Below are 26,319 nucleotides of genomic sequence, written 5' to 3'. Positions count from 1 at the left end.
GCAACATGAGAAGCGTTAACGCTTTCGGCGGGGATCTGCAGCGCGAGGCAACCGAATGGCGCCGCTACCTCCATGAAAATCCAGAACTCGACTTTCAGGAACACAACACAGCGAGGTTCGTAACCGAGAAACTGGCATCCTTCGGTATCAATCACATCGAAACGGGGATAGCTGAGACCGGCATCGTCGCATTGATTCAGGGCGAAGGCGGAGACGGGCCGACGATCGGGCTAAGAGCGGACATGGATGCCCTGCCAATCATAGAGGCGTCAGGCAAACCCTGGTCGTCGAAAAGCCCGGGCAAAATGCATGCATGCGGCCATGACGGTCATACGGCCATGTTGCTGGGCGCTGCGAAATACCTCGCGAGTACGCGCAACTTCAAGGGTTCGGTTGCCTTGATCTTTCAACCGGCAGAAGAGCCAGAATTCCCAACAGGCGGTTTTAAGATGGTCCAGGAAGGGATCATGGACCGCTTCGGCATATCCCAGGTTTTTGGCATGCATAGTTGGCCGGGCTTGGAGGTGGGCAAATTCGCCATCTGCCATGGCTCGATCATGGGGTCGCAAGACGACTTCGATATCGTCGTGAAGGGCAGGGGTGGCCATGCGGCCCACCCGTATCGGACCATTGATCCCGTCGTCATTGCAGCACAGATCATTCTCGGTCTGCAAACCTTGGTCTCGCGCAAGACCGATCCTCTGGAGTCGCTGGTGATTTCCGTCACCAAATTGAGCGCGGCACAGGCCTACAACGTTATTCCCGATCAGGTCGAAATCGCCGGAACCGTCAGGACCCTGGCATCCGGCCTGCGAGACTTCGCCGAGCAAGAGATTTTGGCATCCGCTCAGGGTATCGCGCGCGGGTTCGGCGCAGATATCGAGTTCAGGTACCTTCGGTCCGTTCCAGCGACCTTCAATCACGCGGAGGGAACCGATCTGGCAATCCAGGCCGCCCGCAGTCTCGTCGGGTCTGCATCCGTGAATGACAAGATGAAACCGAGCATAGGAGCGGAGGATTTCGCCTACATGCTTGAGGCGCGGCCGGGCGCTTACATTTTCCTTGGCAATGGACCGACGGCTGAGTGTCATAACCCGGCATTTGACTTTGACGACGAAGCCCTGCCTTACGGTATCGGCTATTGGGTCAGCCTTGTAGAGACGGTATTGGGTACCTGATGTGCGGGCGGACTGGAGTTGGGTGAGGTGCGCTCGAGCGCGATGTCAGCAAGAGCGTGTTATGCTCACTAGCACTGTCCGTCGTTCCGCGGCGCGGGCTCCCCGGCCGCCCACCGAGCGCCTAACCAAGATTGATCGCCGGATGGGCTCTAGCCAGTGCATCCGGCAAGACGTGCGCGGTGATCAGCGCAGCTCCGCAGCGGCAATGCCGCACTATCTGCATCACAGCGCCGCGAAGACCATGAAGGCGCGAGAACTCTCTCTCAGTGGTTCGCGAGCCTATTCGCGCTGCCAAAAGCATCCGGGACCTGTTGAGCGACGCACAAGGCGATTCGTGTCAACGACAAAGTGGTGGTCAACACTTGGGGTGAACTAAATGAACAAAGTCCATAGCGATGCGGGCTCGGCGCTTGATGGTTTGTTGTTCGACGGCATGTTCGTTGCCGCAGGCGGGTTTGGGCTTTGTGGTATACCCGAGCTCTTGATCACTGCAATCCGGGAGGCCTGCACCAAGGACCTGACGATTGCGTCGAACAACTGCGGCGTCGACGAGTTCGGTCTCGGCGTGCTCCTGAAAACGAAGCAGATCAAGAAGATGATCTCGTCGTACGTCGGCGAAAATGCCGAGTTCATGCGCCAGTATCTGGGCGGGGAACTGGAACTCGAATTCAATCCGCAGGGGACGCTGGCCGAGCGCATGCGCGCCGGCGGCGCCGGCATCGCCGGCTTCTACACCAAGACCGGCGTGGGCACCTTGGTCGCCGAGGGCAAGGAGCACAAAACCTTTAACGGCGAGATCTATGTGCTTGAAACCGGAATTGTCGCGGACCTGTCAATTGTGAAAGCGTGGAAAGCTGATACCTCCGGCAATCTCGTCTTTCGTAAGACAGCGCGCAACTTCAACCCGCCGGCCGCCACCTGCGGCAGGATCTGCGTCGCTGAGGTCGAGGAGATCGTTCCGATTGGAAGCTTCGATCCTGATCAGATCCACCTCCCGGGGATATATGTGCATCGCCTTGTCCAGGGCGAGCACGAGAAACGCATCGAACAGCGCACAACGCGCGCGGCAGCGTGAGGTCGGGGAGAGACGAATGGCTTGGGACAGGAACCAGATGGCGGCGCGGGCCGCGCGCGAACTTGAAGACGGCACCTACGTCAATCTCGGCATCGGCATTCCGACGCTGGTCGCCAATCATATTCCCGAGGGTGTTCGGGTAACGCTGCAATCGGAGAACGGGCTGTTGGGTATCGGCCCGTTTCCGACGGAGGATCAGGTCGATGCCGATCTCATCAATGCGGGCAAGCAGACGGTGACCTCACTGCCGCATTCAGCTTTCTTCGACTCGGCGCAGAGCTTTGCAATGATCCGCGGAGGCAAGATAGCGATGGCTATCCTAGGCGCGATGGAAGTTTCGGAGAGCGGTGATCTCGCCAACTGGATGATCCCCGGCAAGCTCGTCAAGGGCATGGGCGGGGCGATGGACCTGGTCGCTGGGGTCAAGCGTGTGGTCGTGGTCATGGATCACACCAGCAAGGCCGGGGAGTCAAAGGTCCTAAAGGCCTGCACCCTGCCGCTGACCGGTCAGCGCGTAGTCGATCGGATCATCACCAACCTTGGCGTGCTCGACGTCGTCGAAGGCGGTTTAAAGCTCGTTGAACTTGCCGACGACATCACTGACAGCGAGCTGCGCAGCGCAACCGAAGCAACGATCGTTGACTGATTCTTGGTGGCGCGCCACCGGAAGCCAGGGTGCCGCTTACGAGAAAAGGAGCCATCATGAGCAAGACTTCCATCGTTGTCGCCAGCGTGGCGCGCACGCCCGTCGGCTCGTTCAACGGCGCCTTCGCCAACACGCCGGCGCATGAGCTCGGCGCCATCGTCATCGGGGAACTGCTGTCGCGTGCCGGCGTCGAGCCAGGCGAGGTCGATGAGGTCATTCTCGGCCAGGTGCTGACCGCCGCTCAGGGTCAGAACCCGGCCCGCCAGGCATCGATCAATGCCGGCCTACCCAAGGAGACCACCGCCTGGGGCCTCAATCAGGTTTGCGGCTCGGGCCTGCGCGCCATTGCGATCGGCATGCAGCAGATCGCCACCGGCGATGCCAAGGTGATCGTCGCCGGCGGCCAGGAATCAATGTCGTTTTCGACGCATGCCCAGCACCTGCGCGCCGGCGTCAAGATGGGCGACTTCAAGCTGATCGACACCATGATCAAGGACGGATTGTGGGATGCCTTCAACGGCTACCACATGGGCAACACCGCCGAAAACGTCGCTCGTCAATTCCAGATCACCCGCGACGATCAGGACCAGTTCGCGCTCGCCTCGCAAAATGCCGAAGCCGCGCAGAAGGCCGGCAAGTTCAAGGACGAGATTGTCGCCGTCACCCTCAAGCGCAAGAAGGGCGACACCATCGTAGACCAGGACGAATACATCCGCCACGGTGCCAGCCTCGACGCCATGACCAAGCTGAAGCCGGCCTTCGACAAGGATGGCACGGTGACCGCAGCCAACGCCTCCGGCATCAATGACGGCGCCGCCGGCGCGCTGCTGATGAGCGAAGCGGAAGCGGTGAGACGCGGCATCACCCCGCTGGCGCGCATTGTGTCGTGGGCGACCGCCGGTGTCGATCCGCAGATCATGGGCACCGGCCCGATCCCCGCCTCGCGCAAGGCGCTGGAAAAGGCGGGCTGGTCGGTCGGCGATCTCGATCTTGTCGAGGCCAACGAGGCCTTTGCCGCCCAGGCCTGCGCCGTCAACAAGGACATGGGCTGGGACCCCTCGATCGTCAACGTCAATGGCGGCGCCATCGCCATCGGCCACCCGATCGGCGCCTCGGGAGCCCGCATCTTCAACACGCTGGTCTACGAGATGCGCCGGCGCGGCGCCAAGAAGGGCCTCGCCACCCTATGCATCGGCGGCGGGATGGGGGTCGCCATGTGCGTGGAAGCGCTCTGAGCGTGGCGGAGCGTCTCAATCCAGCCGTAGCGTATGAGGAGTTCAGAGCGGAGCTTAACGGAAAATCGAGTTGCTAGGCCAACGTACAGTCTGCCGCCCCGTCCGGTCGCCGCGAGGACTTTCGCGGCGCACCCTGCCGGTGTTCCTCCCCACCGACAAGGTGATATTCTCGAAGTACTGGAGAGGAACGCGGTCCGGATATAGCACTCGCGCATTGGCATCCCGCATTATGGCAAATTCGGCCGCGATGGGGAGAGTGGAACGGCGATCCACAGGACTGAACTTTGCGCGCCGCAGGATGCGCACGCGGCAACGGTCTCTGCATCGGAAGTTCGAGATAGCAGAGCAGGTCATTGAGGCCTATCCCCCAACTGGAAGGCCGGCGAGACGGCGCCGAAAGCCTCTAGATGTTTGATCCCGGACTCACATGACGATGCTGAGGTCAAGAGAGGTGTGTTAGGGCGGCATCGTGTTGCGCCCAATTGGCGGCGGAGGGCCCGATTGCGTGACATGGCTCGGTCAATCGAACCCAAACTCACATACGGCCGCCGCTTGAGACGGCTGCACCAATATCCCGCTTTCGGCGGGCCCAGACGGCGAGACCCGTCTTTGAAAACGCGAACCGCACTAAAGAGGTTCCTGCTTCGGCTGATCGGGGCCCCCTTACAAGATTGCGATTTTGCCGTTTGGGAGCGGAACGTTCCAAGATTATGATGCATCCCTCCCTGGCCGAGCAGTTTGCCATAGGCGGCATGACAGCGGCCGGTCTCGACCACCTTCAGGAAAAAACTTTGCAACACAACCCGCGAGGACGGTGCTCTTCGATGAGACCACCCAAATCTATCGCGGCTGCGGCGGGATGATTGCGCCCACACCCTTGCCACGGCCGTCTTCGCGCTTTTCCCGGACCGTGTCGAATGGCGCATCCGCGCCACGCGCCTAAGGAGCGCAACCCTCTTAGCGGGACGGTGCGCGTCGTCTAATCACGCATCCGTTCATGCATGCGTGATTTCGCCGGAACGCTTCTGAAGCACGCCATCCAGCCAGTCTGGGTCCATCTGTGGCACCGAACTCATCAGCAGTTGCGTATAGTCATCGAACGGTGGCGAGAGAACGGCTTTCTTCTCGCCGAATCTAACCACTCGGCCACGGTGCATGACGGCAACCTCGTCCGCGATCGCCTTCACGGTGGCAAGGTCATGCGTGATGAAGAGGTACGAGATCGCCAGTTCCTTCTGGAGTGCCATCAAGAGCTCCAGGATCTCATCTTGTATTACGTTATCGAGTGACGACGTCACTTCATCGCAAACGATCAGATCGGGATTGGCAGCCAACGCGCGGGCGATCGAGATTCGTTGCTTTTGACCGCCGGAGAGTTCCGAAGGGTACCGATCAATATACGCGCCGCCCAGCTCAATCATGTCGAGCAACTCGCGTACCCGCTGCGTGACGGCCGCACCTTGAAGTCCGAAATAGAGCCGCAGTGGGCGCGAGAGCAGTGTGCGCACAGTATGGCTCGGGTTGAGCGAGGTATCAGCAGATTGATAGACGAGTTGGATACGGCGCAGAATATCACGGTTGCGGTTTCCCCTTAATGCAGGCAGGCGGGCGCCATCAAACACCACCTCGCCTTGCTGAACTCCCAGCAACCCGCAAACAACCCGAGCCAAGGTTGACTTGCCTGAGCCCGATTCCCCGACCACCGCAACTGTGTGACCGCGCGGCACAGTGAAACTGACATCCTCCAGCACCCGCTCGTGCCCGTAAGCCGCATTGATATGCCGAATATCGAGAATAGGCCGCGACGTGACCGCCGCCGATTTATTGAGGCCCCGTACTGCCCAAAGAGTTCTGGTGTAGGGGTGCTCGGGCGATGCAAGCATTCGTCGCGTCTCAGCTTCCTCAACCTTGACACCGTCCTTCAGGACCACGATGCGGTGGGCCATCTGCGACACGAGAGCCAAGTCATGGCTGATGTATATGGCCGCCGTTCCAAACTGCTGGACGACTTTGCGAATGGCCCCAAGGACCTCGACTTGAGTCGTCACGTCGAGGGCTGTCGTCGGCTCGTCGAAAATGATGAGATCGGGCCAACAGTGCATTGCCATTGCCGTCATTAGGCGCTGCAATTGACCACCCGACACCTGATGGGGGTATCGTTGGCCGATCCCACCAGGATCTGGGAGTGCAAGCTCGCCAAACAGGGTGACCGCTTTTTCAATGGCTCGCTTGCGCGGTTCGGTCTTGTGGATTTCGGCGCTTTCAACCACTTGATTGATCAGCTTGTGTGCAGGATTGAAGGAAGCGGCGGCGCTCTGCGCGACATAGGCTATGCGCAAACCGCGCAGATTTCGTTTGACCGATTCTGGGCAATCGCGGAGGTCGATCCCACCGAAATTGATGGTCCCATCGGCGATGTTGCAACCTTCCCTAACCATGCCGAGTGCCGCTAAACCGAGCGTCGATTTTCCCGCACCCGACTCGCCGATCACGCCGACAATCTCGCCAGGATGAACATCAAGGTCGATACCCTGCAGAATCGGTACGAGGGTGTCGTCGACCATACCATTGATGACGAGTCCGCGGATCGTCAGCAGCGGCGAAGCCCGTTCCGCCCCGCTCAACAAAGGTTTTACCTGCTCGGTCATGTGATTCGCTCAAGCATTAGAGGCACCGATGATCTGCAAATACCAGTCGACGATGAAGTTGATCGCGACGGTAAGCAGACTGATGGCTGCCGCCGGGAGCAATGGTGTGATATCCCCGTAGGTGATCAAACTAGCATTCTCGCGGACCATGGAGCCCCAGTCTGCCATCGGTGGCGGGACGCCAAGGCCCAGGAATGACAGCGAAGAGATGGTGAGGAACACAAAGCAGAAGCGGAGCCCAAATTCTGCCACCAATATTGGGCGAATGTTGGGTAGGATTTCCTGAGCGATAATCCATAGTAGGTTCTCCCCCCGAACCTGTGCTGACTCCACGTAGTCTGACACAGCAACGTCCATTGCCAACGCGCGGGCGAGTCGGAAAACGCGGGTTGAATCGAGAATTGCGATAATTATGATCAGATTCTGGATCGATGTTCCGAAAGTGGACAGCAGCATCAGTGCAAAGATCAACCCCGGAATCGCCATGAGGACATCGATGAGGCGTGCGACCACTTGGTCCACCCAACCACGGAACAACGCGGCGATGATGCCCAGCGTGCCGCCCAACAAAAAGGCGATAGTCGTTGTTACGATGGCGATACCAATGGAATTACGCGCGCCATAGATAAGTCGGCTGAGGATGTCTCGACCAAGCTGATCCGTGCCAAGTAAATTTACGCGGTTCCACGACGCGAATGGTTCCCGAGAGACCAATTCGGATTCGCCGAAAGGAGCAATCAGGTTTGCGAAAAAGACGGCGAACAGGTAAACCGCGACGATGGCGAAGCAGAGCTTGACGTTGAGGGGCGCTTTTCTGAGCGCATAGCTGAATCTGCTGCGCCGGCCTGGGGGGCGCTTGGCGCGCGACGAGATATCGGCTGTGTTGGGCATGTCCACCATATCCATCACCTCGGGTGGAGCAGCTTAGGATTCGTGGAGATTGCGACAATGTCCGCAAGGAGATTCAGGAGGATGTAGGCGCTCGCAAATATAAGTGCGCATGCTTGCACCACCGGTATGTCGCGTGTGCGCACTGCATCCACCATTGTCTGGCCTATCCCGGGATAGACAAAGACTGTCTCCACCACCACGACGCCCACCACCAAGTAAGCCAGATTCACGGCGACGACATAGGCAATGGGGGCCCAAGCGTTGGGCAAGGCGTGCCGCAGGATGACTCGTGCTGGAGAAGCACCTTTGCATTTTGCCATGTGGATATAGGGGCTGGATAACACGCCGATAATCGCCGACCTGGTCATGCGCATCATATGGGCAATAATCCCGATTGTCAGGGTCAAGACGGGCAAGGTCATACGCCAGACCCACTCGACGACGTCCATGCTGTCTTTGACATTGGACAGGGTCGGCAGCCAACGCAGTCTTACGGCGACAAAAATGAGCAGGATATACGCTACAAAGAATTCTGGAATTGAGATCGTGGTTAGCGAAACTCCGTTTACCACGCGGTCAAAGGCGGCACCCCGATACAGTGCGGAGAGGACGCCGAGGACGATCGAAAGTGGAACTGCGATGAGCGCGGTCAGACTAGCCAACAGGAATGTGTTGCGGAGGCGCGATGAAATGATGTCCGCAACGAATCGAGGTTCACCTGGACTGGACGACAAGGATTCGCCGAGATCACCATGCAGGATGCCGCTAACCCATTTGAAGTAACGGGTCGCGATGGATTGATCGAGGCCGAGACGGGACTTAAAAGCCGCAACTGTTTCCGGGGTGGCGGACTGACCCAAAATCGCGGTCGCAAAGTTGCCTGGAAGCATGCTGACGGTCGAAAAGATGATGACCGAGACAGCCGCGAGCGTCAATACGCCGAGGAGCAGTCGAGAGATGATCGTTCGGACAAGAGGCGGTATCATCTTTAAATTGCGGGGGATCATTTCTTCGGCCTTCCGAGTAGTCGAGTAGTCACTATCGCTGGGACATTGAGATGCGGTACAACCGTTGTCGTCGATGCCGGTCGGCAGGCAGATGTCAGCCGCGAAGATCCGCGATTGGACATTTGCCCATTGATGTAGCGCGCAGCGTGCTACAACCTACGGAGCCACCGCCGAAGACGTTGTAATCGCATGCCCTTACGTGGCGTGTTCACAATCGGCATTGAGCCGAGTTCCAAGGAAGAAACGCGTCAAGGTGATGAGCGCCTGGAGAATCAGGCGCTCGCGCAATCGTTCGATTTCCAAACTATGCAGTCAACCACCAGCGTTCAGACGCACGCCCATTGTCCAGCGGAAATACACCGCCGACTTTGTTGAAACCAACCTTTTTGGAGACGGCATTGGTATAGTTTAAGAAGGCATACACAATCGCGCCACCTTCGTCGTGCAAAATCTGCTGCATTTCCGCGTATTGAGCAGCGCGCTTGGCTTGGTCGGTTTCGCCGCGAGCTGCAGCGAGGAGCTCATCGAACTTCTTGTGGCTGAAATGGGTCGAATTCCACGCTGCGCCCGTCTGATAAAATTGGGTGAAGAGCCAGTCGCTGGTTGCCCGTCCAAAATAGCCGACCGAAACGAACGGCTTCTTTAGCCACACCTTATCCCAGTAGCCGTCGTCGGCCTCTTGAACCAGATTGATTTCAATGCCCGCCTTGGCGGCTTGCTCCTTGAACAGAGCGGCGGTTTCAACGGATCCTGTTGCAGCCGCCGGAGCTACCGACAGGTCGATCTTCAGGGTCTCGTAGCCGGCCTTCTTCAGGTGCTCCTTAGCTTTCTCGATATTGAAGACATGTTGCGGCTGCGGATCAATCGCAAAGGGCATCGACTGCGCCAAGGGGTTGTCATTTCCGAGTCGCGCCGTGCCGAAATAGACCTTGTCTAAAATCTCCTCTCGATTGATGGCGTACTTAAGAGCCAAGCGAACATCATTGTTGTTGAATGGCTCCATCTGCGTGTTCATGTCGAAAGAATCATGACGCGCACTGGGTACCAGCTGTATCGCGATGTCCGCATTGCGTTTCAACATGTTGAGGGTCTTGATATCGACCTCTTCCATATACTGCACCTCGTCGGTGACGAGTGCATTGGTGCGGGCAACGGCGTCCGTGATGACGATGAACTCGGCCTCGTCAAGATAAGGCTTGCCTTCCTTGTAGTAATTCGGATTGCGTTTTAGCTTCGCGCCCACGCCAGGCTCGAATTGCTCAAGCAGGAAAGGGCCGGTACCGACCTTCGCAGACCAGTCCAGGCCGCCCCCGGCCTTTGCCGGCATGATTGGCAGATGGAAGTCGGCGAGCAGGTACGGGAAGTCAGCGACGCCGCTGTTCAGTGTGAAGGTGACAGCGTCCTTCCCATCAGCCTCGATCGACCCAACCTGCGCCAACATGGCCTTCGCGCCGGAGTTAGTCCCTTCGCCCATATGGTGTCGCATAGATGCGATAACGTCCGCAGGGGTGACATTTTTGCCGTTGTGGAAAGTGGAGCCCTTGCGGAGCTTGAACACCCACTTGGCAGCGCCCCCCGAAGGTTCAAAGCTCTCAGCCAAATCCGGCACCACCGAGCCGTCTGGGAGGATCTCAGTCAAATTGTTGCACATTGACCCGCCGAGCGCCGCAAGTGCGAACGAGCTGGGCCATGTAGCTGGATCGAGCGTGTCGGTCTGCGATCCATCCGCCAGGCCGAATTTCATAAATCCGCCCTTGGTCGGTTCGGCCGCATTCGCAAGCCCGGGCTTCAGCATGACGGAGCCCACGCCAGCCAGTGCAGCCGAGGCGGCCACGCTAGCTAGGAGTTCGCGGCGAGAAATCTGGCTAGACTGGAAATCACCCGTTTGTTTATTCCCCTTAGACATAGAAAGCTCCCGATTGTCTTGTTCGTTGTTGTCTTGATGCTTTTGAACGGTGCCGTGCCGCTGTGCGGTTTCGATTGCGGCACGCCTCAGAGGCGTGCGCATCCTTGGCGAAGGCGCAGGTCGCAGCCGTTTTCCCTCCCGCTCCTTGTGATGACCGCCGCACGGGTGACGCCGCCACCTCCCTAGCGGGAGCACTTGTCAGGCTTTCGGGTTTCCACAAGAAAACTTGAAACGCTGCTTCTCAAGCGGTGGTTTGACAGAATGGTCCAAAAACTATTGCGCGTCTAATATTATGTGGGCATAGAGTGATCGCGTACGAGCAACAATGTCCCGGACATTTCCAGTCTAAGCGGTACGCGATCGCGCGCGATAACCTCGATGCCAGGATGCGTTCCAGCCATGGTGCGACCGTGTCGGCATTTCGATCCGGCAATAGATCGAGGACGCGATTACGCTCAACATCGCAGATGATCGTTCCGTAGCGCTGGCCCTTGCGCCAGGCCCAGTCGTTGATGCCGACCACACGCGGCGCTTCCGGCGGCTCGAACCCAGCCGCGCGGATCATCTGCAACAGCGTGTCGCCGCTCGCCGGAATGGCGAGCCTATCCGAGAGAAGGCGATTGCCAGCCGGCTTTCGCCGAGCCGAACGGTGCGTCGAGCCTTCGGTTGACTGTATCGGGAAGCCACTCAGTGAAGATCGGTAGTGTGCTGAGAGTTCTGCAAATTCGCTGAGAGAGGGCGGTCATGGCAGGCTGGTGATGTTCAACGTCACCGATTCCTGGAAGGAACGCCACCATGACCAAGACAGAAGGTAAATCGACCAGCGCTGCCGTCAAAGACATTCTGCTTTCGAACCCGGAGGGGCTGCACGAAGTGATCCGTGCGGTAATGCAGGAGGTTCTCGAGGCCGAGATGGAGGAGGCGCTGGGTGCTTCGAAGGGCGAACGCACGCCTGAGCGCCTTGGGTATCGCTCGGGTTACTACGGCCGCACCCTGGTCACCCGGGTGGGCAAGCTTGAGCTGCGGGTTCCACAGGACCGGGCGTCACTTCTCCACCGAGCTGTTCGAGCGCTACCAGCGTTCGGAGCGGGCCTTGGTTGCGACGCTTGCGGAGATGTATGTGCAGGGCGTGTCGACCCGCAAGGTCAAGGCGATCACGGAAGAGCTGTGCGGTCATGCGTTCTCGGCTTCGTCGATCTCGGCCATCAACAAGCGCCTGGACGAGAGCCTGAAGGCGTTTGCCGAACGACCGCTTCAGGAGCCATTCCCCTACCTCATTCTCGATGCCCGCTACGAGAAAGTGCGCGAAGCCGGCATCGTGATGAGCCAGGCGGTGCTGATCGCGGTCGGCATCGACTGGGACGGGCGCCGGCAGATCCTGGCCGTGGAGATGGCCAATCGCGAGAGCCGCTCGGCCTGGAAGGACTTCCTCGTCGGCTTGAAACGACGCGGTCTCAAGGGCGTCGAACTGGCCGTGTCCGACGACCATGCCGGCCTGGTCGCGGCGATCGGCGAGGTGATCCCGGAAGCAGCATGGCAGCGCTGCTACGTCCACTTCCTCAGGAACGCGCTCGATCACCTGCCCAGGAAGCACGGCGACGATTGTCTGCAGGAACTGCGCTGGCTCTACGACCGGCGCGATCTCGCCGAGGCCAAGGCCGATCTCGCCGCGTGGCTGTCCAAATGGTCCGCCCGCTACCCGCGGCTGGCCACCTGGGCGGAAGAAGCCATAGAACAGACGCTGACTTTCTTCCGGCTGCCGCGTCAGCATCACAAGCACCTCAAGTCCACCAACATGCTTGAACGGCTCAACGAGGAAATCCGCCGGCGCACCTATGTCGTGCGCATCTTCCCGAACGCCGAAAGCTGCCTGCGCCTGGTCAGGGCGCTGGCCGTCGAAACCAACGAAAACTGGATGGAGGCCAACCGCTATATCAACATGGATGATCTGCGCGAGCACAAGAAGCTCGCTCTACGCCAAGCCGCATGACCAGTTTCATGATCGCCCATTTTGCAGAACTTGACGCACACAACCTGAAGATCCGGCGCAGCACTGTGAATCGGCGCATCGAAACCCAACCCACCCCTGCCACGGCAGATCGCTCAACCGGCGCATGTGGTGACTGTGGACCCGGCGGGTTAGGCGGCCGCAACATGGACAGCACAAGTCTATCGACTTCACCGGGCCACAAGCGACACCACCCTCTCGGCCTGCGGCAGAATTTGGACAATCGAAGCTGGGGTGAAATCAGCGATGGAAGTCGTGGAGCACGGGCAAATCACGGCGTCGACTCCGATTCCGACTCTATGAACTTATTGTACCGTTCCGCGAATCCCGCAACCTGCACCAACCATGCGGAAGAACCCAATCCATATCGGCGCCCCGCGCGATGAACGTCCGAAGATGCCTAAGGGTCATACTGTTGCTGATTCGCGATTAATCCATGCCCAAAAAATGTTGGACGCAATGCTGTGCTAGGCGCCAATCATCCTGATCGCTAGAACGAGCCTACCTGCGGATCGGACGCGATAATTTCGATGCATTCGGGAACGATGTCGCGATAGGGGGACCTGCATGAGCATCTCGTCTCAGGAAACGCCACATTCGATCTTTGGCTATGACTTCGAGGGTGCTGCCGCCAAGCCTTATAGGGTCGGCCCGCTGGAATCCACTTACGTGACGACGCGCGACGGCGTAAGGATTGCCTTGGATGTCGCCCGTCCAATGGGTGACGGTGGTAACGTTAAGCGCGACACCATTCTGGTGATGACGCGCTACTGGCGTGGGGTCAAAGAGGGTCCGCCCCACGAGTTTGCAACCGGGCTTGTGCCGCATGGCTATGCCGTGGTCGTTGGAGATGTTCGCGGAACCGGAGCCTCTTTCGGCGTGTGGCCTTATCACCGTTCACGCGCCGAAACGCTGGATTTCAGCGAAGTGCTCGACTGGATCGTCGCCCAGCCCTGGTCCACAGGTCGTGTGGTGGGGTACGGCCTGTCCTATACTGCCAACACGGCGGATTGGATGGCGGAGCGAAATCATCCGGCCCTGAAGGGCATCATACCGCGGTTTGCGGACTATGATTCTTATGAGGATTGCTTTTTTCCCGGCGGATTACCCAACCTCTTCGTCGTGCAAACCTGGTCCGACCGCGTCAAAGAGCTCGACCGCAATGTGAAGATTCTCGCCAACGGCCAGCGCTCGCCGGGCGTTCGTCCCACAGGACTCGACGGCGAGGCAGACCTTGCTGCGGCCCTACGCGATCACGAGCGCGCGGCGCCCATATCGGAGGGATTCCAGCAGGTGAAGTTTAAGGATGATCGCCCGAGCACCTGGGGAGACTCAATGCTCGACTGGAGTACCCAGGAGGTAGCGGACCGGATCTCTCGCTCAGGCACCCCAACCCAGAACTTGGCGGGCTGGTTTGACGGTGGAACTGCGCAAGGTGCTATTCGTCGCTTCCTCGGCCAGTCAAATCCGATGAACGTGATCATTGGTCCGTGGAACCATGGTGGCGACTATGCCTATGATCCCCTCCGTGCTCCCGGCGAGACGATCCTTCCAACCATCGCGACGCAGCACGCAAATGACATCCGCTTCGCGGACTTGTGCTTCAACGGCCAGGCTGCCCACGAGCATGGGAAGATCCTTCACTACTATACGCTCGGCGAAGGTGCGTGGAAATCGACCCGGTCCTGGCCGCCCCCGGCCATGCATCAACGGTGGCACATGGCAAGTGGGTCCCGGTTGAACTCATCGCCCGGAGAGGCGGGCTTCGACTCGCTTCAGGTCGACCCTACAGCGGGTGACGTTGAAACGAGCCGATGGGCAACCCAGATTGATTGCAGACAGGTGGACTATGGAGACAGGCGGCGGTTTGACGCCGCTGGCCTTGCTTACACGGGCGAGCCTTTGACGCATGACCTAGAGATTACCGGACATCCCTTCGTCCATTTGAACGTTACCTCCACCCGTGACGACGGTGCCTTTTTGGTGTTTCTTGAAGCCGTACGGTCGGACGGAGCGTCCCTTTACCTGACGGAAGGGCAGCTTCGTGCACTTCACCGGAAGGTTTGGGCCGACTCACCATTCAGCGCTCTAGGACCGCAGCACAGCTACCTGAGACGCGACGCCGAACCGCTTATCCCGGGCGAGGCGGCGATCCTGACCTTTACGTTGCATCCAATTTCCGCCCGTGTTCCCGCCGGCTACCGGCTGAGGGTGTGTCTCGCCGGTAGCGACAAAACCACTTTTGCAAATGTTCCTGTCGATGGCGAGCCGCCGATCCTTCAATTTCATCGAGGCCCCACCGGTTGTTACATCGACCTGCCGATTATCGAGCCTTGAGCAGAAGCCATTGGACTGACCCGCTCCGCGTTCGCGGAGCCGCAAGGGAGGTGTAGGCCGACGGCGCGATCGTTATGGCGTCGTTCGTCCGCGCTTCAGCATGGAGTGTGCCTGCTTGCGGCCCATCCATCCGACAAAGGAGTTTGTCATGACCCAACTTCGCCAGTGTATGAGCGAAGACATGGAGGTGCGCAACCTCGCGCTCAATGCTGCGCGCGCAGTTGCAAGTTGAGCTGAAACAATTGCAACGCAAACTCGGAATTATCACAATCCTGGTCACCCACGATCAGGAGGAAGCGCTTTCCCTCTCGGATCGCGTGCTAGTCCTGGCCGACGGCGCGGTTCAGCAGATCGCCGAGCCATTGGAAGCCTATACCAGACCTGCCAACCGGTTTGTTGCACGCTTTCTCGGCACTACCAATTGCTTTGACGGCGGAGTGATCCGGCATGGTGCCAGGAACGTCCGGTTCGCTGGTTGCCATCAGCATACGGCCTGAACACGTGCGCGGCTCGGGCCGAATTCGGAGCGGGGTGTCCCGCGACCGTCATCGAATCCGTCTATCTCGGCCAGACCGTTCGTTATCATGTCGAGACAGTGCGCGGCACACCATTGATCGCCGCTTGCATGCAAACGGGGCGGCCATATCCGACTGGGGCATCCATTCGCCTCGATTGGGATGCCGAAGCCGTGTGGCTCATTCCTGAGGGCGTCGCGGCCCGTTTCCGACGGAGGATCAGGTCGATGCCGATCTCATCAATGTTGACAAGCAGACGGTGACCTCACTGCCGCACTCAGCTTTTTTCGACTCGGCGCAGAGCTTTGCAATGATCCGCGGCGGCAAGATAGCGATGGCTATCCTCGGCGCGATGGAAGTTTCGGAGAGCGGTGACCTCGCCGACTGGATGATCCCCGGCAAGCTCGTCAAGGGCATGGGCGGGGCGATGGACCTGGTCGCTGGGGTCAAGCGTGTGGTCGTGGTCATGGATCACACCAGCAGGGCCGGGGAGTCGAAGGTCCTAAAGGCCTGCACCCTGCCGCTGACCGGTCAGCGCGTGGTCGATCGGATCATCACCAACCTTGGCGTGCTCGACGTCGTCGAAGGCGGTTTAAAGCTCGTTGAACTTGCCGACGACATCACTGACAGCGAACTGCGCAGCGCAACCGAAGTAACGACCGTTAACTGATCTACCACGGCCTTTAGTGAAGGCTAGACGTCGCCGAGCCCTATCGACTTCGGAGGTGCTACCCTCAGCACTCTATCCATATCCATATGACAGGGATCAAGGCCTGTCCGGACTCTTCCGAAATCTGCAATAGTGGGTTGCTTTTCGCTCCTTTCCTATTTCTTTTTTGGGGAATTAGGTTGCGACTTGTCTAACCATCTGGCTCCGGTCGGAATTCTGAATCCCTGCTTTGCCCCCTGCCGCAGCATTTCCATGAGAATTCCGGCAGCCGGAGGCATAGGTGTCTCTGGATCGTGGATAAGATAGATCTCGCGTTCGACTACCGGACCCACCAACTCTTTTTGGGCAAATTCACAAAACTGCATCATGGGCAGGACAAGGCTGGGAACTGCGGATACGCCTAGATCGGCGGATACGAGGCCCGCAACCGCGCCGACGTCACGAACCTGTGTGACGGTCCCGAGTTGAATTTCGGCAATTTGCAAAGCACGATCCACACAACTGCGAATGCTACTCAAAGGATCGAATGCGACGAAGTCTTCCCCAGCCAAGTCGGTCCAAGACACTGTTTCCATGTTCGCAAATCTGTGAGTTTTCGAGCAGATGCAAATCAGTCTATCCGCCGCGATCCGTTCGCATACTAGCCGCCCTTTCCCCTTTGGAAAGGAAGTGATGCCAAAATCGACTTCTCCGTTGGACACACAATGAACAACCTCCCCCGCAAAACCATCCTTTACCGAGATTCTAACGTTGGGCCTGGCTTTCCGGAATTCGGAAATGATCGTTGGCAGTATAATGGACGCGACCGACGAAAGTGCCGCTAGGCTCACGACCCCATTCAGTCCGCTATGGTAAAGCTGGAAACGCGACAGTGCGCTGTCGAATTCCTCAAGAACACGGCGCGCGTTCATCAGGAACTGTTCGCCAGGTGCTGTGACAACGACCCGCCTTGTGGTGCGCTCGAATAGACGAGTGTCGAGTTCCTCCTCAATCTCCACAATTGTTCGGCTTAGAGCCGACTGCGAGATGTTCAGAAACTGCGCTGCAGCGGTATACCCACCCCGCTCCGCGATTGAGACGAACGCACGCAAATGCCTGAGAGTGATATTATTACTCATTCGCGAATGATCTATACGCAAAACATGTTCAACGCGCAATAGTTGGAGGCAAGATTGATGGCCAGGCATTGGGTCATGAAGTGCGGACGGCGGGTTGCGCAGACCCCCGCTGTCGGGCCGGTCGGTGCGTCGCTGGGTGATAAAGACGCCGGCACCTGGGACCTTTCAATCGGCCCGACACGTTGCCGCATGGCCGGGCTCGAAGGACCATTCGCCTGCTGCCAAATTAGTTTGGCCTCATCAAGGCGCGCCAAGGGGTCGGGTTTGATGTGTGCCTTGGATAGAACGTACTCGGGACGAGGATCGGCTGTCGAAGGCGCTAGCTTGATCCCTCTAACCTTGACGACGACGCCGCGTTGAGCGCGTAGCGATAGAGACCAGCGACATCGATGGCGTTGGCGCGGAAGGCGCCGGGACGGCCGCATTACCGCGACATCAAGGCGCCTACGGTCGTCATCTCAGGCGATCGCGACAAGGTGGTCTATGCGGCGTGGTGAGCGGAAGATCGAAAGGGCGTTGCGGCAGGATCGCGGAAGGCCTTGCCACATTCGCTAAATCGTTAATTTGTAACGATGTGGGGCTCCAGGTTAGGGCTCGATAATCGGCAGGCCGGTGTAACAACCGACGGGGCCTCGCTGAAATTGGAGTATGGGCGGGTCGCCGTCGACGGGAACATTTGCAACGGTGGTTTTGTCGCGGCATTTTCGTTCATGCCCGTTTGGGGAAGCCTCGAGGCCCCAACTGCTTTGCCGCCGATCGCCAAGCTCGTGACCGACATTTCAATATTGTTTTTTGTCGGCGTCACGTATGGATTTGCCTGCGCCCCGGCGTCGATCATCAATTCCAAGCTGGACACGACGGTCATGCAAACCAGAGCGGTGGCCTTGCCCCAATCCGCCTACAGCAGCGGATGTCAGAGTGCCTACCGATTATTGCGCTCATGCGATCAATCTATGTCCACAAAATGTTGGACGCGCAATATTTTTTGGGGAGACTGACGAGGATCAGTCACAAAGAGAATACGCATGAACGAAGTTGTTACGAAGCAGGAAAATCAAGCGTTTCACATCATCTTCAACCGGCCGGAGCGGCTGAATGCCGTCAATGAAGACCTTTATCAACAAACTTTGGATGCGCTGAAGTTTGCAGATGAAAACCCAAATATACGATGTGTGATCCTTTCCGGAAACGGTCGGGCATTCTGTGCGGGTGCCGATCTAAAGGCCCACAAAACTGGCGTCCGGACGCGCGATGAGCGCGAGGCCTATATCATGCTTGGGCAGCGCGTTTGCGAACAGATCCAGACGATGAAGACGCCCGTTATCGCCCAAGTGCATGGTTATGCCGTCGGGGGCGGAGCGGAAATCGCGACCTCTGCTGATTTTCTGATCATATCCGAAGATGCCCAGCTCGGGTTTCCTGAAGTCGCCATTGGCACGTACGTGGGGGGAGGCGTAACGGTCCGGCTCCCCAGGCTTATTGGATTAAGAAATGCGGCAAGTCTTTTGCTGCTGGGCAACAGGATAACCGGCGCGAAATGCTTGGAGATTGGCTTGGCAACCGAGGCTCCGCCAGCGGATCAGTTGGCGGAACGTACCAACGCACTGGTGGAGCGACTTGTAAAGAACGCGCCCTTGCCGATGGGCCGCCTTAAGGCGGCGATCAATTTCCCGAAAAGCCCCGAAAGCCTATTCCGTGCCGAGGCCGAAGACGTGCTGGCGATTATGGAAACGAAAGATTGGGCTGAGGGAGTCGCAGCCTTTGCCGAGCGCCGCTCCCCAAAGTTTGAAGGAAAATAAGAATGGACGCCCTTAACAAGGCAACAGCGGTGAGCCGCATACTTGAACCGCGTTCCGTCGCGGTGGTTGGCGCCTCTGCAAGTCCCTCTAAGCGCGGATATCAGATCATCAACGCGCTGCAGAAGGCCGGCTACAGCTATTCAATCCTTCCGGTAAATCCGAAGGGAGGGACGATCCTCGGTTTGCCCGTAGTCACCGAAATTGATGCCCTTCCGGAGGGCGTTGACATTGCAGTGATAGTTCGGCCCGCTGAGGAGGTGCCAGATCTTCTTCTCCAGTGCGGCAAAAAGGGCATCGCGGGTGCCATTGTTGTCGCACACGGCTTTGGCGAGCGGGGAGACCAAGCGGCAAGCACAGAAAAGAGATTGCGAGACGCCCTAGCAGAAAGCGGGGTCCGCATTATCGGGCCGAACACGTCCGGCATGGTGAACTGTACCATACAGGCGGACCTAATCGGCCTGCCGGAACTGCCCCCAAAGGGACCCGTCAGCGTCTTAACGCAAAGCGGTAACATGATTTTGACGGTACTCGAAGACAGCCGTGCGATAAACGGTCCCGGCTTCGATGTCATTGCTGGTCTAGGGAACCAGGCTGATGTTGGATATGACGAACTGATCGAAGAGCTTTGTCTACGCAAGAGCACTCGTTCAATTGCGATCTACAATGAAGGTTTCATTGATGGGCGGCGTTTTCTGAATTCGGCCGCACGCGTCGCGCAGAGTTGCCCGATTGTAATGCTCCGAGGAGTGCGATCCCACGAAGGTGGAAAGGCGGCGCTTTCTCATACTGGTTCGATTGCTGGTGCCGACGATATCGCTTTGAGGGTGTTGCCGCAGATGGGCGTTACGCTGGTGGATCGTTCGGACGAATTGCTTCCGATATCTGCGCTTCTGGCAACTACTCCTCTTCCCAGACCAGGGGCTGGGATTGTGGTTCTGGCTGACGGAGGTGGACATGCCACACTGGCAGTTGATGCTTTATCCCGCGCGGGCGTGCCCCTTGCGTCTCTTTCAAAGGAAACCAAGGCCAAGTTGAGAAAGGTGCTCGGAGAAGAGGCCAGTGTCGAAAATCCGATCGACGTTTACAGTGCCATAGATGCCCATCCGGATGTCTTTCCTGAATGCATTGAGATCTTGGCAGCAGATCCAGAGGTTGGGCTCATCCTGACATCCGGGATGTTTGGAGCGTATCACTTAAGATTCGAAGCTTCTCTCGTGACTGCTGAGAATTCGGCCGCCGAGCGTATCGTTGCATTGCAAAAAGCCTCCGGCCTTCCTCTCGTTTTCCATAGTTGCTACGCCAGCCGAATGCCTGAGAACCACCAGATCTTGCGACATGGTGGCATGCAAGTTTTTGCCTCGTTGGATTTGGCTGTCGCAGGCTCAAGAGCGCTTTTTGAGAGGGCGAGTTGGCTTTCAAAGCATGGCAACCACAACGCAACGTTGGCAACCGAGGTGCTGCGGGTGGTCGTGCCCAACGGCTTGTCGGCCGAGACGACGGCTCGCGAGATATTGCAGAAATTGGGTGTGAGCGCTGGTCAATGGTCGGCTGCTGTCGATGCCGAATCCGTAGAGGCGGCAGTTTCCGAGTTCGCAACCTCTTGTGCGGTGAAGGTTGATTCGGCGGCGGTCAGCCATAAGTCCGACGTGGGCGGGGTGCGTCTCGGAGTGACGAGAGAGGGCGCGCAGGCTGCAGCCGCCGATATCACAAAGGCCGTGAAATCACACGCCGGTCCAGGAACAACCTTCGGTTTCATCGTCACGCCGATGGTGGATCGCGGCACGGAACTATTTGTGGGTGCTACCAACGATCCTGTTTTCGGTCCGGTGATCTTGTTCGGCTCAGGGGGCGTGTTGGTCGAAGCGGCCGAAGACGTCACTTTCCGCGGGGCACCGGTCTCTCCCGAGGAAGCCTTGAACATGATTGAGGAAACCCGAGTTGCGAAGATCCTCGACGGTTTCAGGCACTTTCCGAGAGTCGACAAGCTATCTCTCGCCAACTTCATCTCGTCCTTGTCTATGGCGGTCTTGAGAATGGAAAATCTTGCGGAAATCGACATCAACCCGATTATCGCTAACGAAAGCGGTATCTATCCGGTCGATGTGAGGTTGGTCGGAAAATAATAGCCGCCATGCATGCAGGCGATCCTTTGGTTGCCGATGATTAAATCGATATTTTTAGCCAAAGGCCTAGCCGATGGGCGAATTCGTTCGCATTTTCGAGATGGCGGCACGCGACGGGCTCCAAAACGAGGGGCGCCTCGTGCCGGCTGCTGAAAAGATTCGACTTATTGACATGCTGTCGGACTGCGGCTTTCAGAATATCGAGGCAACCTCCTTCGTGTCGCCGAGGTGGGTGCCGCAGATGGCTGACGCTGCGGGGGTTATGGCCGGTATTCGCCGTGCGCCCGACGTCGTCTACGCGGTGCTGGTCCCCAACTTGAAGGGCTACGAGGCGGCTCGGGCGGCCAATGCTGACGAGATCGCCGTGTTCGCGTCGGCCTCCGAAACCTTCAGCCATAAGAACATCAACTGCTCGGTTGCCGAGAGCCTCGAGCGGTTCCGCCCCGTGCTCGCTGCCGCTTCCGCCGACGGCACTCCGGTGCGGGGCTATGTCTCCTGCGTAACCGACTGTCCCTATGAAGGCCGAGTACCTCCCGCAGTTGTCGCACAGCTTGCGGCAAGGCTCCTAGAGATGGGCTGCTATGAGATTTCGCTGGGCGACACGATCGGCCAAGGGACGCCCGCAACCATCTCGGCCATGCTCGATGCCGTGTTGGAGGAGGTGCCGGCCGGGAGGCTTGCCGGACATTACCACGACACGGGGGGGCGGGCCCTCGATAACATCCTTGCAAGCTTGGAGAAGGGCTTGCGCACCTTCGACGCAGCGGTCGGTGGCCTTGGCGGCTGCCCTTTCGCCCCCGGTGCGAAAGGCAATGTGGACACTCTGGCCGTCGCCGCAATGTTAGCCGACAAGAGTTATGAGACGGGTCTCCATATCGAGCGACTAGGGGCGGCGGCCCGCTTCGCGGACAGCCTGAGAGAGGAGCGGCCATGAACTTCGAGACCATCCGTGTCACGACTGACGAGATCGGGGTGGCTACGCTGACCCTTGCCCGCCCTGACAAGCACAATGCCATGTCGGGACAGATGATCGCCGAAATTGCGGCCGCCGCCGAGCTCCTCGCCAATGACGACAAGGTGCGCGCGGTGGTGCTGACGGGCGAGGGTGACAGCTTCTGTGCCGGAGCTGATCTCACTTGGATGCGGGTGCAGGCTTCGGCCGCGCGTGACGAGCGAATCGCCGATGCCAGGAAGCTGGCCCTAGCTCTGCGCGCGCTCAACGAACTACCTAAGCCATTGATCGGCCGTATTAACGGCCAAGCATTCGGCGGCGGTCTTGGCTTGATGAGCGTCTGCGACGTCGCGATCGCAGTCGACACCGGGAAGTTCGGCTTCACCGAGGTCAGACTAGGCCTCATCCCTGCGACGATCTCCCCCTATGTGCTGGCTCGGATGGGTGAGGGCCGGGCGCGGCGGGTCTTCATGTCAGCCAGGATATTCGATGCCATTGAAGCCTGCGAACTCGGACTGGTTTCCCGAGCCGTGACCCCGGCCGACTTGGAGGAGGCGGTCGAGGCCGAGATCCGGCCCTATCGGTCGGCCTCACCGCAGGCCGTCGCCGCCGCCAAGGCGCTTACGCGCCGCCTTGGGTCGACAATCGATGACGCGGTCATCGGCGAGACGATCGTTTCACTGGCGGATGCGTGGGAAATGACCGACGCCGCCGAAGGAATCGCCGCTTTCTTCGATCGCCGCAGGCCGCGCTGGCAGGCGTGAGGCTGTGGTCACGCACTTTTGCGGCAGGCGCAAAAGAGCGCTCAGCGGTCGTGCTCAGCATCGAGACCTGCACGCTCGGGCGGTCTCGATGCCGAAGCCTACATGGCCAATGTCAGCGACTGGCCAACCTCGCGCTGGGACGAGCTAACGCCTTGGAACTCGGTCTGCCGCGAAGAGATGCCGCTCCCCTTGACGGCACGGCGGCGTCACCGGGCCGCTGTTCGCGGACCAGCAAGACTGGAATGTGCCCGCTCATGGGGTTGCGGCGCTACGACTTGGCCAAAGGTCTGCAACCGATCACGACGTGTTTGCCAACATCGCCAGGATCCACAACCGGATCAACGCGACGCTCTTCGACAGACAGGGGGATTATACGCCCCGATTCGCCACCCAGCCCAGCGGCGGCATCAATCCCGGCCATGTGCGAGGGGTTATACGCCGCCATGAATCTCAACATCAAAAGCTGGAACGGCTACTCGACATCAACAACCCCAACCACGGCCTGCTGCTGCCGATCCTGATCTACTGCGTCGACAAAAAGGGAGGCCCGTCCTCGGCAAGCCCAGGCAAGGGCCCGAGACCGTGCGCTTCATCGAGCATGAGGCATACAAAGACATCCCTCGTCATCCCCGCCCTCCGCGAACTCCATAACGAACTGGCGGCCCTTGAACGTATATTCCTCCGAAAATGTCGGAGGCTCTCCTGCCACAGTGCCGGTATTCAAACCGTTGCAAAGCAACCGTTGGCGCGTTGGCGCTGGTAAGCATCGCATTCAGTTTGGGCGGGTTTTGCGCAGGCTGGCACCAGTCAGATTGTTCCGGTGGAATGGCATCGGCGATCCCCGGGATGCTGCCGATCATCTCGGATTACCTCTCGGCTGCAAACGGAAGCTGCGCTCGCCGTTACGGCTGCCGTCCGGCAGCGTGTCCGAGTCGTCCTTAGCCCGAAAAGCTCTTCGAGGCGAACGCCTTCAGCATCTGCCGTGACCGGAAAATGCTCCGTGCTTAGGACCTTCTTCACCGCCGGCTGCGAAAACGCTCGGAGCGGAGCGAATACAGCATCGGCAAAATCACCGCCCGCAACCGTTCCGGCGCAATCGACGGCCGGCCAGTCTTGCACACAGCGCTGCAAGCGATTTATCCGGCGGCGCAAGTGAGGCGTTCACCCACTCGCGCATCGCCCGAAGCGGATACCTTGCCCACTCCTGCCTCAAGGTCGACATATGAAAACAGCGACCCGTCCGCTCATCCTCACCGCGCATCCAAAACCCCTCGGAACCATCATCGGCACAACCTCAAAAGCCAGCGGTTTTTCAGCAGCCTGTTAGATCACGTTTCGTGACTCCGATGGCATTTGTCTCCAGCAGCGGACTGCCTAACGGGAAAGCGCCGGGTCAAGCACTGCCGGCACCTCGGATTTCAGCCCAGGACGGCAGTGTAACGGCAGCGACTTTTCAGCGGGTTGCGAGCATGCCGATTTTGACGACCGCGACCTGATTGCCTGTAACGCTGCACGCTTCTGATCACCAGATCGGGCTGCAAAGGATGGATTTCCGTGGCGGTTTCGTGCGTCTGCACCGTCAGCGCGGTGACAGCAAGGCAGGAGCGCACGCCAAGGGAAGAACTCAGTCGATATCGCGTGCTTTTCCGGCGCTCCCGCTGGAGGCCGGCCCCTGCCGACAAGCACATGCGGTTCTCACCTCAGCGCCATGGCGCGTTGTCTTTTCGATCCATTCTCGCGTGCGCGCCTCGGGTCCTCATTCAACATGATAGCCGTGCCCACTGCCGCACTGTCCGCGCCCGCCGCGAAAACGCCATCAAGCCGGTTAGGGTTGAGCCACCATGGCGACCAAGGGAATGGGTGCTGCCCCGCGCTTCCTGTCGCAGATCCGCTCAACTCCCATTTCATTTCATCTTCTTAAGGCTAGTCGACGAATTCAGGCGCGCGGCGATCGCGGCCTGGTCACGGAGCATGATGTTGATCGCTTCTAGTTCGAGCCGTGGAACACGGCGTAGGTTTCGACGAGTTGCGTTGACGCCATCACTTCGGGCCATTTTTTGGATTCTACGTTTCGCGCGCAGCATCGGATTGATCTTTTTCGCCGGCGGGACTGTGCGATCTAAAGCAAAGCGATGATCTGCTGCTGCTGTTCAGGCCGCCACGCGGCCGCGACTTATGCGCGGCGCGCCCTGCCGGTGTCCTCCCCACCGGCAGGGCACTTTTTTAAAGTGCAGTATGAGGGTGATTGGGCGCGTTCGCGACCAAGAGTTTTAGACAACCGAATGAACCGTCCGCCTCTGATTGTGAGGCAGCCCGCTCTGCGCATGAATCCGAACCCGATGTCTCAAATTGGTGTGTGTTTGTCGCAAGCATCTTAGCCACGTCCAAACGGACATTTACGATTTAGTCATTTCACGATCCGCCACCGGACGGGGATTCAGAGCCCACGCCGCCTACGAAAATTTGGTGCGCGGCTTTGCACAACAATACCCCGTACGAGTGGAACATTCACGAAAACAAATAAGGTCTCACAGAGAGGACAACTCGCGATTATTGCTGAGATGAAGGAACAACTTGACCGCGAGAAGACCGCTACTCGCTCTGGCCCCCCAAAGGCGCCATCGAATCCCTTCTTCGGCGTAGGCCCTATCACGGACGCGACAATCGATGAGGTCGCGGGGAGATTGCGGCGCGTCGAATTCGATGCGTGGCTGGAAGCCAACTATCGAAAGCTCGATGAGAAGGGCAACGACCTCGGTCCATTCACGACCGCCGAGATCGCACGCAGCATGCGCATTCTTCGTTCCGCCGCTCCGAGCGCTTGTACGCAAGGGCACCCCGACTTGCTGGAACTCACACGCATAGTGGCCCTGACGCCCGCTCTGCTCACCGCTACGTATCTTGGCCGTGCAAATCGCACGATAGGGTTCAATGCCCAGCCCCAGTTTCATGCGACTGGTCCTTTGTTCACACTGAAAAATTGAACTCCTCGCGAGATCGCTGGCGGCCTGTTGGGTCGCCATCGCTGGTGTTCCGTGCTGCTGAAAGCTTAAGCAGAAACTGCTTTGTTCACTCTACGGGAAGTCGCACCAGGACCTGGCCGTCTTCCACCTTCGTCTTGAACACGGTGATTGGGCATTCAGCCGGGCCTTGAACCACTTCCCCGGAGGTGATCTCAAATTGAGCACCATGCAAAGGGCACTCGATAAGAGTCCCTTCCAGCCAGCCGTCGGAAAGGAGAGCGAATGCGTGTGAACAAACGTTATCGGTCGCGTGTACTTTGCCGCCGATCAGATAGATGGCAATTTGGTTGTCGTCGATTTGGAACGGTGTCACAGTCTCCTCTTGAAGGTCGGAAAAAGGGCAAAGAATGACCCATTTATAAGTCTGCGGCGCCGTATCTATGTTATTTGCTACTGTTATCACAGGTAACTCCGATTGCACGAT

20 protein-coding genes and 5 pseudogenes are annotated in these 26,319 nt (G+C 58.7%); 16 read left to right on the top strand and 9 right to left on the bottom strand.

What is annotated here, in order from left to right; genetic code table 11:
- Positions 1-5 precede the first annotated feature (5 nt).
- The 4 genes from NKJ17_RS29365 to NKJ17_RS29350 all read left to right on the top strand — a co-directional run bounded on the left by NKJ17_RS29365 (position 6) and on the right by NKJ17_RS29350 (position 4,134).
- Positions 6-1,178: a M20 aminoacylase family protein gene (locus tag NKJ17_RS29365; RefSeq protein WP_352691243.1), complete on the top strand. Its 1,173-nt coding sequence runs from the start codon at positions 6-8 to the stop codon at positions 1,176-1,178.
- Between the two features lie 376 nt (positions 1,179-1,554).
- Positions 1,555-2,253, top strand: a complete 699-nt coding sequence (locus tag NKJ17_RS29360) for a CoA transferase subunit A (protein WP_352691241.1) — start codon at positions 1,555-1,557, stop codon at positions 2,251-2,253.
- 16 nt (positions 2,254-2,269) lie between these two features.
- Entirely contained in the window at positions 2,270-2,899 is a 630-nt protein-coding gene (locus NKJ17_RS29355; protein ID WP_352691273.1) for a 3-oxoacid CoA-transferase subunit B, read from the top strand.
- Between the two features lie 56 nt (positions 2,900-2,955).
- Positions 2,956-4,134 carry an acetyl-CoA C-acetyltransferase gene (locus NKJ17_RS29350; protein WP_502906581.1) on the top strand — a complete coding sequence of 393 codons (1,179 nt, stop codon included), beginning with the start codon at positions 2,956-2,958 and terminating at the stop codon, positions 4,132-4,134.
- 995 nt (positions 4,135-5,129) lie between these two features.
- Here the strand turns inward: NKJ17_RS29350 and NKJ17_RS29345 are convergent.
- From NKJ17_RS29345 to NKJ17_RS29325, 5 genes and pseudogenes are all read right to left on the bottom strand, one after another.
- Positions 5,130-6,782, bottom strand: a complete 1,653-nt coding sequence (locus NKJ17_RS29345; RefSeq protein ID WP_352691239.1) for an ABC transporter ATP-binding protein — start codon at positions 6,780-6,782, stop codon at positions 5,130-5,132.
- Between the two features lie 9 nt (positions 6,783-6,791).
- Positions 6,792-7,673 (bottom strand): ABC transporter permease, encoded by an 882-nt coding sequence (locus NKJ17_RS29340; protein WP_352567631.1) that lies wholly within the window; start codon positions 7,671-7,673, stop codon positions 6,792-6,794.
- Positions 7,674-7,687: 14 nt separating this feature from the next.
- A complete protein-coding gene (locus NKJ17_RS29335) occupies positions 7,688-8,680 on the bottom strand; it encodes an ABC transporter permease (RefSeq protein ID WP_352691237.1) in 993 nt (330 codons plus the stop codon).
- A gap of 304 nt (positions 8,681-8,984) precedes the next feature.
- Entirely contained in the window at positions 8,985-10,586 is a 1,602-nt protein-coding gene (locus NKJ17_RS29330; RefSeq protein WP_352691235.1) for an ABC transporter substrate-binding protein, read from the bottom strand.
- Positions 10,587-10,942: 356 nt separating this feature from the next.
- Positions 10,943-11,199, bottom strand: a pseudogene (locus NKJ17_RS29325) (transposase); the annotation flags it as partial.
- 182 nt (positions 11,200-11,381) lie between these two features.
- Between NKJ17_RS29325 and NKJ17_RS29320 the strand changes: the two are divergent.
- The 5 genes and pseudogenes from NKJ17_RS29320 to NKJ17_RS29300 all read left to right on the top strand — a co-directional run.
- Positions 11,382-12,576 (top strand): annotated as a pseudogene (locus NKJ17_RS29320) (IS256 family transposase).
- Between the two features lie 585 nt (positions 12,577-13,161).
- Positions 13,162-14,931 carry a CocE/NonD family hydrolase gene (locus tag NKJ17_RS29315; protein ID WP_352691234.1) on the top strand — a complete coding sequence of 590 codons (1,770 nt, stop codon included), beginning with the start codon at positions 13,162-13,164 and terminating at the stop codon, positions 14,929-14,931.
- 206 nt (positions 14,932-15,137) lie between these two features.
- Positions 15,138-15,428, top strand: coding sequence for an ATP-binding cassette domain-containing protein (locus tag NKJ17_RS29310; protein ID WP_352691233.1), 291 nt, complete (start codon positions 15,138-15,140; stop codon positions 15,426-15,428).
- Positions 15,407-15,709: a TOBE domain-containing protein gene (locus NKJ17_RS29305; protein ID WP_352691232.1), complete on the top strand. Its 303-nt coding sequence runs from the start codon at positions 15,407-15,409 to the stop codon at positions 15,707-15,709. The genes NKJ17_RS29310 and NKJ17_RS29305 overlap by 22 nt, the downstream gene beginning before the upstream one ends.
- Positions 15,646-16,116, top strand: a pseudogene (locus NKJ17_RS29300) (CoA-transferase); the annotation flags it as partial. The gene NKJ17_RS29305 and the pseudogene NKJ17_RS29300, both read left to right, overlap by 64 nt.
- Before the next feature lie 155 nt (positions 16,117-16,271).
- On the opposite strand, the gene NKJ17_RS29295 reads toward NKJ17_RS29300, so the two are convergent.
- Together NKJ17_RS29295 and NKJ17_RS29285 are read right to left on the bottom strand one after the other, a co-directional pair.
- A complete protein-coding gene (locus NKJ17_RS29295) occupies positions 16,272-17,234 on the bottom strand; it encodes a LysR family transcriptional regulator (RefSeq protein ID WP_352691231.1) in 963 nt (320 codons plus the stop codon).
- A 559-nt stretch (positions 17,235-17,793) separates the two neighbouring features.
- Positions 17,794-18,099, bottom strand: coding sequence for a hypothetical protein (locus NKJ17_RS29285; protein WP_352691229.1), 306 nt, complete (start codon positions 18,097-18,099; stop codon positions 17,794-17,796).
- Positions 18,100-18,259: 160 nt separating this feature from the next.
- Between NKJ17_RS29285 and NKJ17_RS29280 the strand changes: the two genes are divergently transcribed.
- The 5 genes from NKJ17_RS29280 to NKJ17_RS29260 all read left to right on the top strand — a co-directional run bounded on the left by NKJ17_RS29280 (position 18,260) and on the right by NKJ17_RS29260 (position 23,635).
- Entirely contained in the window at positions 18,260-19,033 is a 774-nt protein-coding gene (locus tag NKJ17_RS29280; RefSeq protein WP_352691227.1) for an enoyl-CoA hydratase/isomerase family protein, read from the top strand.
- 2 nt (positions 19,034-19,035) lie between these two features.
- Positions 19,036-21,156: an acetate--CoA ligase family protein gene (locus NKJ17_RS29275; protein WP_352691226.1), complete on the top strand. Its 2,121-nt coding sequence runs from the start codon at positions 19,036-19,038 to the stop codon at positions 21,154-21,156.
- Positions 21,157-21,229: 73 nt separating this feature from the next.
- On the top strand, positions 21,230-22,090 hold the full coding sequence (locus tag NKJ17_RS29270) for a hydroxymethylglutaryl-CoA lyase (RefSeq protein WP_352691224.1): 861 nt from the start codon (positions 21,230-21,232) through the stop codon (positions 22,088-22,090).
- Positions 22,087-22,872: a crotonase/enoyl-CoA hydratase family protein gene (locus tag NKJ17_RS29265; RefSeq protein ID WP_352567642.1), complete on the top strand. Its 786-nt coding sequence runs from the start codon at positions 22,087-22,089 to the stop codon at positions 22,870-22,872. The genes NKJ17_RS29270 and NKJ17_RS29265 overlap by 4 nt, the downstream gene beginning before the upstream one ends.
- Before the next feature lie 304 nt (positions 22,873-23,176).
- Positions 23,177-23,635, top strand: a complete 459-nt coding sequence (locus NKJ17_RS29260) for a hypothetical protein (RefSeq protein ID WP_352691222.1) — start codon at positions 23,177-23,179, stop codon at positions 23,633-23,635.
- A gap of 271 nt (positions 23,636-23,906) precedes the next feature.
- Here NKJ17_RS29260 and NKJ17_RS29255 read toward each other — a convergent pair.
- Positions 23,907-24,104 (bottom strand): annotated as a pseudogene (locus tag NKJ17_RS29255) (transposase); the annotation flags it as partial.
- Positions 24,105-24,713: 609 nt separating this feature from the next.
- Between NKJ17_RS29255 and NKJ17_RS34145 the strand changes: the two are divergent.
- Both NKJ17_RS34145 and NKJ17_RS29245 read left to right on the top strand, forming a co-directional pair.
- Positions 24,714-24,863 carry a hypothetical protein gene (locus tag NKJ17_RS34145; protein ID WP_502906580.1) on the top strand — a complete coding sequence of 50 codons (150 nt, stop codon included), beginning with the start codon at positions 24,714-24,716 and terminating at the stop codon, positions 24,861-24,863.
- Positions 24,864-25,433: 570 nt separating this feature from the next.
- Positions 25,434-25,664 (top strand): annotated as a pseudogene (locus tag NKJ17_RS29245) (hypothetical protein); the annotation flags it as partial.
- A 277-nt stretch (positions 25,665-25,941) separates the two neighbouring features.
- Here NKJ17_RS29245 and NKJ17_RS29240 read toward each other — a convergent pair.
- Positions 25,942-26,319: Rieske (2Fe-2S) protein (locus NKJ17_RS29240; RefSeq protein ID WP_352691220.1), on the bottom strand; the 378-nt coding region annotated here is incomplete at its 5' end.

This window comes from Mesorhizobium sp. M0208 (assembly GCF_040322015.1).
Taxonomy (GTDB): domain Bacteria; phylum Pseudomonadota; class Alphaproteobacteria; order Rhizobiales; family Rhizobiaceae; genus Mesorhizobium.
Note: the sequence above shows the minus strand (reverse complement) of the source record. Positions and strands in the feature narration are given on the sequence as shown.

What these genes read in the sequence shown, in the direction of transcription:
- NKJ17_RS29345 (WP_352691239.1), bottom strand. Translation starts at nt 6,782, where the DNA reads ATGACCGAGCAGGTAAAACCTTTGTTGAGCGGGGCGGAACGGGCTTCG.
- NKJ17_RS29310 (WP_352691233.1), top strand. Translation starts at nt 15,138, where the DNA reads ATGCTGCGCGCGCAGTTGCAAGTTGAGCTGAAACAATTGCAACGCAAA.
- NKJ17_RS29265 (WP_352567642.1), top strand. Translation starts at nt 22,087, where the DNA reads ATGAACTTCGAGACCATCCGTGTCACGACTGACGAGATCGGGGTGGCT.
- NKJ17_RS29355 (WP_352691273.1), top strand. Translation starts at nt 2,270, where the DNA reads ATGGCTTGGGACAGGAACCAGATGGCGGCGCGGGCCGCGCGCGAACTT.
- NKJ17_RS29275 (WP_352691226.1), top strand. Translation starts at nt 19,036, where the DNA reads ATGGACGCCCTTAACAAGGCAACAGCGGTGAGCCGCATACTTGAACCG.
- NKJ17_RS29335 (WP_352691237.1), bottom strand. Translation starts at nt 8,680, where the DNA reads ATGATCCCCCGCAATTTAAAGATGATACCGCCTCTTGTCCGAACGATC.
- NKJ17_RS29365 (WP_352691243.1), top strand. Translation starts at nt 6, where the DNA reads ATGAGAAGCGTTAACGCTTTCGGCGGGGATCTGCAGCGCGAGGCAACC.
- NKJ17_RS29295 (WP_352691231.1), bottom strand. Translation starts at nt 17,234, where the DNA reads ATGAGTAATAATATCACTCTCAGGCATTTGCGTGCGTTCGTCTCAATC.
- NKJ17_RS29350 (WP_502906581.1), top strand. Translation starts at nt 2,956, where the DNA reads ATGAGCAAGACTTCCATCGTTGTCGCCAGCGTGGCGCGCACGCCCGTC.
- NKJ17_RS29330 (WP_352691235.1), bottom strand. Translation starts at nt 10,586, where the DNA reads ATGTCTAAGGGGAATAAACAAACGGGTGATTTCCAGTCTAGCCAGATT.
- NKJ17_RS29360 (WP_352691241.1), top strand. Translation starts at nt 1,555, where the DNA reads ATGAACAAAGTCCATAGCGATGCGGGCTCGGCGCTTGATGGTTTGTTG.
- NKJ17_RS29280 (WP_352691227.1), top strand. Translation starts at nt 18,260, where the DNA reads ATGAACGAAGTTGTTACGAAGCAGGAAAATCAAGCGTTTCACATCATC.
- NKJ17_RS29285 (WP_352691229.1), bottom strand. Translation starts at nt 18,099, where the DNA reads ATGACCGTCGTGTCCAGCTTGGAATTGATGATCGACGCCGGGGCGCAG.
- NKJ17_RS34145 (WP_502906580.1), top strand. Translation starts at nt 24,714, where the DNA reads ATGGCGACCAAGGGAATGGGTGCTGCCCCGCGCTTCCTGTCGCAGATC.
- NKJ17_RS29315 (WP_352691234.1), top strand. Translation starts at nt 13,162, where the DNA reads ATGAGCATCTCGTCTCAGGAAACGCCACATTCGATCTTTGGCTATGAC.
- NKJ17_RS29270 (WP_352691224.1), top strand. Translation starts at nt 21,230, where the DNA reads ATGGGCGAATTCGTTCGCATTTTCGAGATGGCGGCACGCGACGGGCTC.
- NKJ17_RS29340 (WP_352567631.1), bottom strand. Translation starts at nt 7,673, where the DNA reads ATGCCCAACACAGCCGATATCTCGTCGCGCGCCAAGCGCCCCCCAGGC.